The organism is Clostridium sp. CM039, from assembly GCF_055081075.1.
Map to the genome: position 1 here is coordinate 2,548,053 of NZ_CM143649.1, position 12,692 is coordinate 2,560,744.

Here is a 12,692-nt window from a genome sequence, read left to right on the forward strand (position 1 = left end):
AGCGTTATTTGTCTTAAAATATAAATCAAAAAGTTAAGATTAGTAAATAAAGTCTAAAATTATATAATGTTTTGAAGTAATAGCATTTTTAAACATATAAAGATTATGTTGTAATTTCTATTATAAATGAAAATATTGTAAATTTCAATAAAAAAAATTAATATTATGACTTTAAGCTTATAACTCATCTCCCGACCACATGCAATACTTTCCGCTAAATAACTTTTCTTAAAAAACACTTATAATAATATAATGTACCCTATAGTGATATGCTCCCCTTAAAGTGAATTGAACCCCAAAAGTTGAACAAGATATTTCATGTATGGTACCAGTAGTTTAATGTAACTGCTGGTCGTTTTACGCTACTGATTTTCTATAATTAACTGGACTTAACCAATTCAAACTCTGTTTGATTCGATCATTGTTATAGTATTTGATATAATGGATTAATTCCCTCTTTATTTCTTCTATTGATGTAAATTCCCTTATATACAATAGCTCAGTTTTTAAAATACTAAAAAAAATTTCTACTACTGCATTATCATGACAGTTTGCTTTACGTGACATACTTTGTTGAATTCCTTTTGCTATTAATTTATTTCGATATGATTTTTGTTGATATTGCCAACCCTGATCCGAATGCAAAAATAAGTCTCGTGTTATCGGGTAGCTTTCTAAAAGCTTGTTCCAATGTATGATTAATTTGCATCATATTTGCATGGTCATTAAGATCATAACTAATAATTTCACGATTATATAAGTCCAGAATTACTGATAAGTATGTTTTTTGACCACAAAATGAAATTTCACTGATATCCGTTACCCATTTTTGATTAGGTTTGTTCGCTTTAAAATTCCTGTTTAATATGTTAGGTGCAATTTTCCCAACATGACCCTTATAAGAGTTATATTTCTTTATTCTTACACAACAAAACAGTCCCAGAGAATTCATTAATTTTAGTACTGTCTTATGATTAATTGTATATCCGAATTTGTGTAACTCTGCTGTAATACGTCTGTAACCATATCTTTTTTTGATTCTTACCAAAGTTTCTATAATCTTTGGCTTTATTTCTTCATACCTATCTAGTCTGTTCATTCGTTTTATATAATAATAGTAAACACTGTGTGGAATTCGTGCTATATCTAAAAGCAGCGTGATTGTGTATTTATGCCTTAATTCATAGATTACTGTTACCTTTTCTTTGGTGCTTGTCTGGATTGAATTAAGGAATTCAATTTTTTGTGTATTCTAGCTCCGCACGAAGACGCTCGTTTTCATTGTAAAGAGCTCTCTCCGTTTTTGTTTGCAAATCGCTTAGTTTTAAATTTTCACAAGCACTGATTATATACTTTATAGGTTCTCCTTTTTTTCGACCACGATGATCTATAGCTAAAAATTCTTTGCCGTTTTCAATATATAGTCTTTTCCATCTAAGAACTAAAGATTCATCAAGATTATATTTAGAACATACCTCATGTTTTGAAAGACCACTATTTATTAATTCTTCTGCAACCTTTATGCGAAAGTCACCTGTATATTTATTCCGTTTCCCATTACGAGGTACAAGCGCACCGTTGCCATGTAATTCCTGAATTTTTTCCCAGCCTCGTATTGTTTGGGGAGCGACATCATATTTTCTTGCTAACCATTGCGTGATCCATTATTAGCTTTCTTCCATTCATCAAGTATTTCTAAACGTTTTTCAAGCGTGTATTTTACTTTCAAAAAAATCACCCCTTCTATAAACAATTATAATACTTTGTCCAATAAAAGGGGTTCAATTCAAAGTAGACAGATTAAATAATAAAAATCTCTACTAGAAAGGCGAGCATTTTTATGTCTAAAAGGGCTAAATATACAACAGAGGAAAGCGTAAAATCTTAGATGCGTATGAGAATAGATATGTGGCAATGCAGGAAACTTTCACTAAATTTAGTATTAGTGAGTATGCTTTTTACGATTGGGAATATAAGTATAGCAAATATGGAATAGATGGATTAAAAGAATCGAGAACATGTAAAAAATATTCAAATGAATTAAAAGGGCTGGCTGCAAAAGACTATATATCAAGAAAATTTTCACAGAGTGAGGTAATAAAAAAATATGAATTAACAGATAGATTAGTATTAAGAAAATGGATAACCAAGTATAATGGTCATAGAGAAATAAAGGCAGTTACGAAAGGAATGAGACAATCTATGACTAAGGGAAGAGTTACTTCTTGGAAAGAAAGAATTGAAATTGCATTGTACTGTATTGCTCAAAGCAACGACTATCAACAAGCTGCTGAGATTTATAAAGCGTCCTACCAGCAAGTATATCACTGGGTTAAAAGATATGAATCTGGTAGTGAAAATGCTCTGACGGATAAACGAGTCAGGAAGAAGCTTGAAGAGTAACTAACGCCTGAAGACAGAACTAGGCTCTCAATGAAAATACCGGAAGAACAAAATAAGAAATTAAGAGCAGAGAATACATTTTTAAAAAAATTGGCGGAGATAGAAAAGGGGCGATATTAAGCTATATAGGACATGAAAATAAGTATATTGCAATCTCACAACTTCATGAAAAAGGGAAGTTCTCTATTTTATTATTATGTGAGGTAGCAATGATTCCGCGCTCTTCATACTATAAGTGGTTAAATAGTAAATAGTCTGTTCTATAGACTGAAAATAAGATGTTGACGACGCAGATTATTTAACTCTATGCAGAGGTAGACGGAATTTACGGTTATCGGAAAATGACACTAAACTTGAATCGAAGGTTAGGTCAAAGTTTTAACTACAAACGTATCTATCGACTTATGAGAATTTCAGGGTTGCAATCTGTTATTCGGAGGAAACGAAAACGTTATATTAAATCTAATTCACAGTATGTAGAAGAAAACATTCTAAAACGAGAATTTACTGCCGATAAATTGAATCAGAATCGGCTTACAGATGTAACTGAATTTAAGTATGGTAATTCCCCAAAAGCATATCTGAGCGCTATACTAGATCTTCACGATAAATCTATTGTTGGATATGTACTTGGACATTCTAACAATAATGACCTTGTATTTAAGACCATAGATATGGCTCTAGAGGCTTCCCCTGGTGCTAGTTCAATGATACATAGTGATCGCGGCTACCAGGTGCGACAAGAAGTCGCGTAATATATTGTCGAAAGACTACCCTATCCATTCGGGGTAACTCTATTGTGACTAGCGTGAATGGTAACGCTCGGGTTAGAAAGCTCACGAGACAATGTGGAAGTTCGAATAGCCTAAATTGGGACAACTGCTAGAGTAGAATGCTATGGAGAACGTAAAGTGAATCATTGTAGGAATCGTTACGCGGAGAAAGCGAAATAGGCTGAAACGCTTTAACCAAAATGGTAAGGAGTCTAGCAAAGGCGGACTGGTAAACCAATGCGAATGGATAAAGAACTCCCGGTTTAAAGATGACTCCTAAGGCACTCACAATTATATATTGCGTGGAACTTGGTAAACCCTATATGTTCCTCTACCAAGAGGTATCTAACCGCAAGGGGCGAAACGACATAGAGGGCAGAAGAAAAGGATAAAAAGCGAATGTTGATTTTGTAACGAAAACAGATAGGGGTTCAAACTTTGCCCTAACCCGAAAGGGTGCAGACTTATCCTATGGTATTTCTTAGCAGGAAAGGATTATATATTTATGAATTTTAGTAATTCAACGACGGATAAAACCGAGAGACTAAAAGACGCCAAATCACTTGCCTTTCAATGGGAAACTATTGATTGGAAACAAGTTGAAAACGATGTTAATAGACTACAAACCCGAATCGCTAAGGCAACAGTAAACGGAGATAACAATAAAGCCAAAAGATTACAATATCTATTAACCCACTCTTTTTCGGCTAAAGCTTACGCTGTAAGAAAAGTAATGACAAATAAAGGGAAAACACACCAGGAGTAGATAAGAAACTATGGTCTACCACTGCTTCAAAGATGAAAGCAGTGCTTTCTCTCACTGATAAAAACTATAAAGCAAAACCTTTAAGACGAGTGTATTTGTCAAGTGAAAACTCCCCCATATTCTAACCCAAAACTCCTCCACCAAAAATTGTAAAAAAAATAATATTCCCTCCAAATTAATTATATAGTGAAGGGAAATTTTATTATTGTTTTGCGAGCCATTCTTTAGTTTCCTTTAATCTGTAGGAGTTACCATTCATATTTACTATATATGCCTTATGCGTAAGTCTATCGATCATTGCAGCGGTCATAATAGGGTCTTTAAATATCTCATTCCACCTTTCAAAGGATAAATTTGTGGTTACTATAGTTGATTTTCTACCTGCTCTTAATGATAAGTGACTAAATAAAAGTTCTGAACCTTCTTTATCATAAGAAATATATCCCAATTCATCAGCAATAATTAAATCATATTTATCAAATTTATTTTCAAATGCTCTTAATACTTTCTGAGAACGACTTTCTTTTAATTGGGTGATAAGCGATGATACCGTAATAAAAAGAACTTTATAGCCAGCTAAACAAGCTTTTATTCCAAGGCCAATACTCATGTGGGTCTTGCCTGTCCCAGGATTTCCAGCTAAAATTACATTTTGTCCTGTACTAATAAATTCAAGTGAACTTAACGTCTTTAATTTCTTTTTAGCATCAACTGGTAAATCTTCAACTACAAGATCTTCGATATATTTTTTATAAGGAAACTTTGCTATTCTAATTCTATTTTGTTTACTACTTTCACTTCTTAAAACAGATTCTTTTTCCAATAATTTGTAAAGAAATTCTTCATAGCTTATGTCATTAATGCAAGCATCTTTCGCACCCACCTCAAAGTTGTTTTTTATACCTGCAAGTTTAAGATCTATTGCTAATTCTTCAATATCTTTATATAATTTCTTCTTATTTATCATATTATAGCCACCTCATTATTAAAATCTTCCGTTGATATTGGTATTAAAGATTTATACACATCTAGTAAACCGTTAGGTTCAAATTCAACAGTTGAATTTAGTTGGATAACATTATTTTCGATAAAATTAGTATAATCTCTATTACAAATAGACTTTATTTTTTCGGTTGTTATATCCGTAGGATTTATTTTATTTAATAAATTTATTGCATTTAGGACCTTAGAGATATTACTTTTACCTATAAATAAAAGTAATTCTATAAAATCTTTCTCTTTTTTGTTATAATAGGTATCATAGATGTTTTGAATCCTAGGGTCTGCTTGTAGCATTGCAGTGCTTGAAGCTAATGATCCTGGCTTTCTTTTAAAGGTATTAAGATAATGTTCAAGCTTAATAGACCATTCATAAAATCCTAACTTCCTTTCATGGGAAGCTATTTTTTTACCCTCACTAAAGCAAACAATGTCATTGGAATATATTTTTATGAATATTCTTTTTCCAACATATATATCAGGTACAGAATACCGACAGGTATTCACTGAGAATGTCGAATATTTATCCACTCTAGGTTCTTCTATCCTAGCAGTGTCAAGTTTTGCAATATAAGGCCCCATATGTTGTCTTTCCTCATTAAGAATTTCTTTTGCAGTCTTCATATTTTTTATTTTATGTGGTTGGCTATTCAATTTATCGCATGTTTCCATCAGATATTTATTAGCTTCTTCTAATGATTTAAAACTATCATTTTTACAAAAAGACTTACGTCGTACTACCTCTACACTTCGCTCGACATGACCTTTTTCATTTCCAGCTCGAGTATTGCAAAACCTAAAATCAAAGCCATAATACATGGACATTTTAAGCAATGCATCCGTAGGTTCTTTCTCAGTAGGTCCTACAAATTTTTTAACTGCAACTCTCATGTTATCATAAACGATTGTTCTATATACTTGTCCTATATGTTCAAAAAACAAAGCATGAGCTTCTTGAAAACACTCTGAATTTTGTTTAGCAAATAACTGTGCATATCTATAATTCCCTTTTGCAGATGTAAATACAGCCATTTGAAATGTTCTATCCACAGCATTAATAGTTAACTTTACTTCCCCCCAATCAAATTCACAAATATCCCCAAGCTCATATTCTGATTTTATAAATGCCTCGGCTCCATTCTCAAGTAATTTATTTATATAGTTACTCACAGTTGGATAACTTATATCGTAATCGTCTTCTTTTAACGCTTCATATATATCAATTTTCTTTTTTTGCTGCTTATGCCTCCCGGCATGCCGTTTTTGCTGGTTTTCTTCAATATACCCCTTTATCTTATTTATAATTTCATCGGTTAATTTTTTCTTTTTTCTATTTATGCAATTGTATTTAGGTTTCTCAACAATACTGTCCTGAAGTTCTCTTATATCATCAATTCCTCCATTAAAATTCAAAATTTCTTGTCTTGCCACTTCGTATTCTTTAACATATTTACTAATGGTTTTTCTATCAATTCCAGTCTCTCTAGCTATGGACCTTTGAGACTTTCCGTTTAGATGTGCCGATATTATGATGTGTTGTTTTTCGCTCAATTTAATCATCTCCATTTCCCCCTCTTATGATGCATCTCATAAGAAAGTTTACTGTAAGGTGGGGGATATTTCAATTAGAATTGTGGGGTAGTTTTAGATTAACATATACAACGAGTATATATTGCAAAGAAAGGCAAAAATCAAAAACGTCCATTAGGTATACCAACAATATATGATAGAGCAATGCAAACCTTATATGCACTAGCACTTGAACCAATCGCAGAGACAAAGGGCGATTCTATTTCCTTTGGATTCCGTCGTGGAAGAAGTGCAAAAGATGCTTGTGAGCAAATATTTTGTGTATTAGCTAGAAAATGCTCTCCGACATGGATACTTGAAGGTGATATTAAAGGTTGCTTTGGTGCGACAAGAAGTGACTTCTTCCGCAATTGTCAGTGGATATAGTTAATCCTATATCCTATCCTAGTTGAAAGGATATCCCTATCTGAAACTGCAAGGGCAGTAATTCCTTTGTGGGTTGCATGAGGAAATACCTAATCAATGTCTAGTATCCGAGACAAAGTTGGTTAAGGGAAGAATGGTATGGTTAATGCAAATGAATTCTGTATAAAGTGTCGAAACCTTTGACAATAGTTGGGATATATTTGCTATTGATGTAGATAGGAAAATATGTATCGAAGTGCATATAGGCATCAACCCATATATCTACCGGCATATAAGGAAGACCTAACCCATTCGTGTCTGACAGAAGTCAAACTTGGTAAGCCCAATGTGGTCCATAAAAATGGTAAGCCTTCCGCAAGGAAAGCCTAATTTCCACAGTGGGTAAAGGATGTTGAAATAAGCAAATGCCCTTAAGTCGAAAGACAACAGGAAAGGAAATAACTGGAGGGATAGTGATTTTTTTTTCACACTCGAAAGAGAGCTGAATTTCTAAACAGGTATGCAACATGATATAAAGCGTAAAGTAATGTCCAAAAGGGAGGTAACAGTCGATGAATGCTTCTAAACAGAAGTCCGCATTATCTAACACTAATAATCAATGGCAACAGTTTGACTGGAAATCCATTGAAAAATATGTAGGGAAATTACAACAACGAATATATCATGCCGAAAAACTTGGACAAAAAAGAAAAGTAAGAGACTTACAAAGGTTACTTATTCACAGTCAAGGTGCTTTGTTACTATCAATTAAACGAGTTACTCAATCTAATAAAGGAAAAAAAACAGCTGGTGTGGATGGATTTGTAGCATTGAATTCAAAAGCAAGATATAACCTCTATGTAAAAATGCAAAAAATGAGTATATATTTACACAAACCTAAACCAGCATATCGAGTTTACATAAAGAAAAAAAATGGCAAGTTACGACCTTTAGGTATTCCCACAATCATTGATAGAGTATATCAAAATATTGTTAAAATATCATTAGAACCTCAATGGGAAGTTCGTTTTGAACCCACTATGTATGGATTTAGACCTCAAAGAAGTTGTCAAGACGCCATCCTGAGAATTTATCTTTCCTTGGCGAGGAAAAAGAGACAATGGATATTTGAGGGTGATTTTAAGAACTGTTTTGGAACGTTAAATCATGACTACATCATGGAACAAATAGGAACATTTCCAGCTAATGAAATCATTTATAACTGGCTGAAAGCAGGCTATGTTGATAACAATATTTTCAATGAAACAGATAATGGAACACCTCAAGGCTCGATTGCGTCACCGTTACTTGCTAATATTGCACTTAATGGAATGGGAAAGGCTCTTGGCGTCAAGTACAAAACAACACAGACTGCTACCGGCGTTATTAAGTATGAAAATAGAGGGAAATATACACTATCTGTTTATGCTGATGATTTTGTAATTATGTGCTATACAAAAGAAGATGCAGAAAATGTATATAATTCATTATCCGGTTACTTAAATGCAAGAGGTTTAGAACTTGCAGAAGAAAAAACGAAAATAACAAATGTGGCAGAGGGATTTGACTTTTTAGGCTTTAATATTAGAACATATAAAAACGGAAATAAAACCAAACTCCTAATTAAACCATCCCAAAAGAGTATTAAAACTCTAAAAAGTAAAATATCAGATAAATTTAAAGAGTGTACTGGAAATAATGTAGGAGATTTAATTAGAAAGCTTAATCCTGTTGTTATAGGAACAGCCAATTATTGGAATACACAAGTAGCTAAAGAAATCTTTGGCGATATAGATAATTATCTATGGATAAAAACCAGACGATTCCTTAATAGGTTGCATCCAAAGAAAAGTAATAAATGGAAAAAGAGTCAATATTTCAAACCGGATATAGCAGGACAAAGTAAGGATAAATGGATACTTACAGACCCGATTACAGGCAGACAGTTAACTAAAATGAAGTGGACGCCGATTGTCAGACATGTACTTATAAAGCATGACTTTACTCCTTTTGATGAAAGACTTAATGATTATTTTCAAAAGAGAAAGACTAAAGAATTCGATAAAAATAATATTAAATCGAGACAAAAATTAGCTAAAAAACAGAAATACTTATGCCCTTTATGTAAAAAAGATATTACAAATGGAAAAGAAATCCTGGTAACTCACTATAAAATACCTAAAATATTTGGTGGTACTAATGAATATAAAAATATACAACTGGTACACAAAAGCTGTGATGAAGAGTATAGTAATTACTTTTCTAGCACATTAACAGAACCAAATAAAAAGCAAATATTTGACTGCCACAAAAGTATACTGAATAAGAAACTTGCAGGAATAATTTGAACAGAAGTCTCGGATGAAAGCATGCTCGAGCCGTATATATGGAAACATATAAGTACGGTTCCAAGGGGAGTAGGGAGCAGTAATGCTCCACTCTTACCCGACATAACATCAACCATGAATGGTTGCAAGACAATATACAAATGGATAAAAGCATTATGAAGCAGTTCCTAAAATCAGGATATGTATATGAAGAAAAACTATTTCCGACAGAAACAGGCTCGCCACAAGGTGGAGCTATCTCTAGTGTATATGCAAATATGACATTAGATGGACTAGAAAAAGTGATTCAAGACAAATACCACAGAAATTCAAAAGGTAAAATAGAGAATCACTACAGAGCCAAAACTAAAGTGAATCTAATTCGATATGCGGATGACTTTGTTATCACTGCAAACTCAAAAGAAGTTGCCGAAGAACTTAAAACTACCGTTAGTCAATTCCTTCAATCAAGAGGGCTCACACTATCAGAAGAAAAGACTATGATTACACATATTGACAAAGGATTTGACTTTCTTGGCTGGACATTTAAGAAATCCAAAGAGAAATTAATAGTTAAACCTTCTAAAAGCTCCATTAAAAACATAATTAGAAAATGCTCCACAATAATTCTTAAAGAGGGAAAAGCTAGCACTCAATCTGATTTAATACGAAGGCTTAATCAAGTCATAAGAGGTTGGACAAATTATCACAAACACGTTGTTGCTAGCAAAGCTTTTTCATATATTAATAACACCCTTTATCACCTATTACAGCAATGGGAAAAACACAGACACCCTAATAAGAACCAATGGTGGCGGTTAAATAAATACTGGCATGAAAAAAACGTAAAAAGATGGCTTTTCACGACGGACGATTACAGTCTAATTAATTTGAGGCGGATTAAAATTGTTAGACACCCAAAACTGCAGATTTCAAAAACACCGTTCTTGGGCAAGGACTATTTTGACCAAAGAAAGATGAAACTGCATGCGCTTGTTGCCGCCTGAAAAGGTGAAGAAATGCTTGAGCCGTATGAGCGGGAAACTCTCACGTACGGTTCTTAGATGAGGGAAAGGGAGCAATCCCTTTTTCTTAATCGATTATACCTCACATGGATTCAAAGAAAAATCGGCTGCTGCCGAAATGACACATAGTATGTCCCGAGTAGATAAATGTATCGATTATCCCGATAATTTACTTATCCCGAATTTATCTATGAATAATGCTATATTTACGATATCAGGCTATACATACAGTATTCATAAGTTAAAACTTCGGGATAATATTTTTACTGATTGAGATTCTTAAATTCAACCCATAATTATAATACCAGATAGTTATCTGGAATATATTATGGAGGTCATCTTAATGAAAGAAATATCACTTATTGATTTAATTGATAAAACGAGGAATGAAATCAAGTCTTTTAAACACAGTCAATCGACACGATGGCAATACAACTACGCTTGGAGAGGGCTTTGTAATTACTTTGAAAAACATGGTACACCACAATTTTCAAATGAATTGGCCAATCAATATGTAATGTAAAATCACCAAAAGTACGAAACTGGGACTACAGCCCAATGGAAATTTAAACTCATTCCAAAAACCGTAACTATGCTAATGCAATGTTATGAATCTAGTGTTGTTAAATGAGCCATTTTACCTTTATGGAGTAAAATAAGTTTAAAGTCATCTGAAAATATTTCTGTCTTAAACAATTATATTAATCAGTTAAAACTCAAAGGCTATGGACAGGGAACTATTGAACAACGAAGAACTATCTGTAAAAAGTTCTTGAGTTATTTAAAAGATGAAAAAATTAACCATTTATCCGAATTGGAGCTTGGTAATGTAAGCAAATTCATACCGTATCTTTCAAATTATTACCAAGCTTCAAGCATGGGAACAGGTCTCTCAGCCCTTCGACCATTTCTGGCGTTTCTTAATTCAGTGCAAATTACTACGACCGACTTATCACATTCAATTCCAACCATATTCGCAAGAAAAACAACCATGATTCCAATGGTTACTTTTAAGGAAGAAGACAAACTTCTTGCAACAATTAACTGCCAAACCGTGGCTGGCAAACGTAGCTACGCTATATTATTACTTGCTTTGAGGCTTGATTTAAGGGCTGGTGATATAGTTAATTTGAAACTTAAAAATATTAAGTGGCGAGCAAATACAATTGAGATAATTCAACAAAAAACTGGATATGCTCTAACAATTCCTTTGCTAGCGGATACAGGTAATGCAATAATTGATTACCTGTTACACGGTAGACCGGAATCCCAAGAACCATATGTTTTTCTGCGTAGCAAAGCTCCGTATATAAAATTATCAGGCCATTCCAGTGCCTCTCATAAGAAAGTTTACTGTAATGTAGGGAATATTTCAATTCATAAAGCCTTGCACCAGGTTACCTTGATTCCTTAATTAAATTAACTACTTTACTGCGATTAGAGCGATTTACTATTCTTCCACGTTTTCCATTAAGATCGCTTGTGACTTTTTTCTAAGGATCAGTAGAGCAGCAGCTTCTGCTAAGGCTTTTTCTTTTATTTTAAGTTTTTTTCAAGAGGCGTGATCAGTTTTGAATCCTCAGTCTTAAATGCTTTTAACTCTTTTATATCAACAGTATCACCCGCGTTATTATTTGTATTCACGCAAATACTAGACCATTTTTTTACTTCATCATAATATAGTCATTATTCTCTGCAATATCTTGCTAACGCTATCTCAGTCATGTTGTACGTCTCCCTGACTATTAAAAATTTATCATTTGGAGTTAATCTTCTTTTTGGCTTAATATTTCCATTGAATTCCTCTGCCTTTTTCTTCTAGGTAACTAAAGTAGATTTACTTATACTTGTTTCATTTGATAGAATTCCTACAGAAATGTTTTCTGGTGGAAACAACCTTGCCACTAAGCCGTCCTTTTCTTCTTTAATATATTTATTTATTTGTCTTGGCATAAAATAATCCTCTCTCCTCTGTTCGAGAATATCATATATTATTACCTACGACAACTATCTTAGCACAGGGGATTGCTAATAATATTATTTATTGCAATTCTGCGTTATTATCAATAATACTTGAAAAATATCAAAATATAATAATCAAAAGCAATTGATTTGGATAAAATAATTTCAGATTTAGTTTTAGAATAAATCCGCAAAAATTGTATCATCAAAAATTACGGGGTTTTAGGTGTAGAACCCCCGATAAAGATTATGTCTTTTTCTTAGCAATTTTATCACCCTTTTGTTCTTACTATAACACGCCTTTAGCAGAGTGATAATGAGTAGGTTAGAGGTTGATCCTCTTTTTCCTAATAAACTTGGAGTTTTTCACATCCTCCTATATACTATTTAGTTTTCTATATGGGAAGAAAATAGTTTGCAGAATAATGCACAAATTAAAGTTTTGTGAAACAATAAAATTAAACTATAAGAATTGCGAAAACTTCTTTTTAATAAGCATAAT

At 33.0% G+C, this 12,692-nt stretch carries 14 protein-coding genes and 1 pseudogene; 9 read left to right on the top strand and 6 right to left on the bottom strand.

What is annotated here, in order from left to right; genetic code table 11:
- Nucleotides 1-357: 357 nt before the first annotated feature.
- Genes ACWJJ2_RS11820 through ACWJJ2_RS11830 form a run of 3 tightly spaced genes read right to left on the bottom strand, consistent with a single transcriptional unit; the run spans nt 358 to nt 1,661 of the window.
- Nucleotides 358-567, bottom strand: coding sequence for an IS3 family transposase (locus tag ACWJJ2_RS11820; RefSeq protein WP_462953318.1), 210 nt, complete (start codon nt 565-567; stop codon nt 358-360).
- Between the two features lie 28 nt (nt 568-595).
- Nucleotides 596-1,240 carry an IS3 family transposase gene (locus ACWJJ2_RS11825; protein WP_462954335.1) on the bottom strand — a complete coding sequence of 215 codons (645 nt, stop codon included), beginning with the start codon at nt 1,238-1,240 and terminating at the stop codon, nt 596-598.
- A complete protein-coding gene (locus tag ACWJJ2_RS11830; protein WP_462954336.1) occupies nt 1,236-1,661 on the bottom strand; it encodes a transposase in 426 nt (141 codons plus the stop codon). Before ACWJJ2_RS11830 ends, ACWJJ2_RS11825 begins: the two co-directional genes overlap by 5 nt.
- A gap of 253 nt (nt 1,662-1,914) precedes the next feature.
- Between ACWJJ2_RS11830 and ACWJJ2_RS11835 the strand changes: the two genes are divergently transcribed.
- The 4 genes and pseudogenes from ACWJJ2_RS11835 (at nt 1,915) to ACWJJ2_RS11850 (ending at nt 3,942) form a co-directional block, all read left to right on the top strand.
- Nucleotides 1,915-2,403 (top strand): helix-turn-helix domain-containing protein, encoded by a 489-nt coding sequence (locus ACWJJ2_RS11835; protein ID WP_462954337.1) that lies wholly within the window; start codon nt 1,915-1,917, stop codon nt 2,401-2,403.
- Nucleotides 2,404-2,744: 341 nt separating this feature from the next.
- Nucleotides 2,745-2,789, top strand: a pseudogene (locus ACWJJ2_RS11840) (hypothetical protein); the annotation flags it as partial.
- A 132-nt stretch (nt 2,790-2,921) separates the two neighbouring features.
- Nucleotides 2,922-3,158 carry a DDE-type integrase/transposase/recombinase gene (locus ACWJJ2_RS11845; RefSeq protein ID WP_462954338.1) on the top strand — a complete coding sequence of 79 codons (237 nt, stop codon included), beginning with the start codon at nt 2,922-2,924 and terminating at the stop codon, nt 3,156-3,158.
- A gap of 523 nt (nt 3,159-3,681) precedes the next feature.
- Nucleotides 3,682-3,942 carry a reverse transcriptase N-terminal domain-containing protein gene (locus ACWJJ2_RS11850; RefSeq protein WP_462953319.1) on the top strand — a complete coding sequence of 87 codons (261 nt, stop codon included), beginning with the start codon at nt 3,682-3,684 and terminating at the stop codon, nt 3,940-3,942.
- A gap of 202 nt (nt 3,943-4,144) precedes the next feature.
- On the opposite strand, the gene istB is transcribed toward ACWJJ2_RS11850, so the two are convergent.
- Nucleotides 4,145-4,909, bottom strand: coding sequence for an IS21-like element helper ATPase IstB (gene istB, locus ACWJJ2_RS11855; protein WP_258876041.1), 765 nt, complete (start codon nt 4,907-4,909; stop codon nt 4,145-4,147).
- Nucleotides 4,906-6,501, bottom strand: a complete 1,596-nt coding sequence (gene istA, locus ACWJJ2_RS11860) for an IS21 family transposase (protein ID WP_462953320.1) — start codon at nt 6,499-6,501, stop codon at nt 4,906-4,908. The genes istB and istA overlap by 4 nt, the downstream gene beginning before the upstream one ends.
- Before the next feature lie 159 nt (nt 6,502-6,660).
- Between istA and ACWJJ2_RS11865 the strand changes: the two genes are divergently transcribed.
- The 5 genes from ACWJJ2_RS11865 (at nt 6,661) to ACWJJ2_RS11885 (ending at nt 11,642) form a co-directional block, all read left to right on the top strand.
- Nucleotides 6,661-6,897 carry a reverse transcriptase domain-containing protein gene (locus ACWJJ2_RS11865; RefSeq protein ID WP_462954339.1) on the top strand — a complete coding sequence of 79 codons (237 nt, stop codon included), beginning with the start codon at nt 6,661-6,663 and terminating at the stop codon, nt 6,895-6,897.
- 551 nt (nt 6,898-7,448) lie between these two features.
- A complete protein-coding gene (ltrA, locus tag ACWJJ2_RS11870) occupies nt 7,449-9,224 on the top strand; it encodes a group II intron reverse transcriptase/maturase (RefSeq protein ID WP_462953321.1) in 1,776 nt (591 codons plus the stop codon).
- A gap of 140 nt (nt 9,225-9,364) precedes the next feature.
- Nucleotides 9,365-10,210 (top strand): group II intron maturase-specific domain-containing protein, encoded by an 846-nt coding sequence (locus tag ACWJJ2_RS11875; protein WP_462953322.1) that lies wholly within the window; start codon nt 9,365-9,367, stop codon nt 10,208-10,210.
- 361 nt (nt 10,211-10,571) lie between these two features.
- Nucleotides 10,572-10,751: a hypothetical protein gene (locus ACWJJ2_RS11880; RefSeq protein ID WP_462953323.1), complete on the top strand. Its 180-nt coding sequence runs from the start codon at nt 10,572-10,574 to the stop codon at nt 10,749-10,751.
- Nucleotides 10,752-10,967: 216 nt separating this feature from the next.
- Complete coding sequence (locus tag ACWJJ2_RS11885) at nt 10,968-11,642, top strand: tyrosine-type recombinase/integrase (RefSeq protein ID WP_462954340.1); 675 nt, start codon at nt 10,968-10,970, stop codon at nt 11,640-11,642.
- A gap of 404 nt (nt 11,643-12,046) precedes the next feature.
- Here the strand turns inward: ACWJJ2_RS11885 and ACWJJ2_RS11890 are convergent, their stop codons facing one another.
- The gene (locus tag ACWJJ2_RS11890; protein WP_462953324.1) at nt 12,047-12,181 is read right to left on the bottom strand and encodes a hypothetical protein; all 135 of its coding nucleotides are present in this window, start codon (nt 12,179-12,181) and stop codon (nt 12,047-12,049) included.
- Nucleotides 12,182-12,692 lie beyond the last annotated feature (511 nt).

Excerpts from the sequence above, each read along its gene's own strand:
- ltrA (WP_462953321.1), top strand. The coding sequence starts at position 7,449 with ATGAATGCTTCTAAACAGAAGTCCGCATTATCTAACACTAATAATCAA.
- ACWJJ2_RS11875 (WP_462953322.1), top strand. The coding sequence starts at position 9,365 with ATGGATAAAAGCATTATGAAGCAGTTCCTAAAATCAGGATATGTATAT.
- ACWJJ2_RS11890 (WP_462953324.1), bottom strand. The coding sequence starts at position 12,181 with ATGCCAAGACAAATAAATAAATATATTAAAGAAGAAAAGGACGGCTTA.
- ACWJJ2_RS11820 (WP_462953318.1), bottom strand. The coding sequence starts at position 567 with ATGTCACGTAAAGCAAACTGTCATGATAATGCAGTAGTAGAAATTTTT.
- ACWJJ2_RS11835 (WP_462954337.1), top strand. The coding sequence starts at position 1,915 with ATGCAGGAAACTTTCACTAAATTTAGTATTAGTGAGTATGCTTTTTAC.
- istB (WP_258876041.1), bottom strand. The coding sequence starts at position 4,909 with ATGATAAATAAGAAGAAATTATATAAAGATATTGAAGAATTAGCAATA.
- istA (WP_462953320.1), bottom strand. The coding sequence starts at position 6,501 with ATGATTAAATTGAGCGAAAAACAACACATCATAATATCGGCACATCTA.
- ACWJJ2_RS11880 (WP_462953323.1), top strand. The coding sequence starts at position 10,572 with ATGAAAGAAATATCACTTATTGATTTAATTGATAAAACGAGGAATGAA.
- ACWJJ2_RS11850 (WP_462953319.1), top strand. The coding sequence starts at position 3,682 with ATGAATTTTAGTAATTCAACGACGGATAAAACCGAGAGACTAAAAGAC.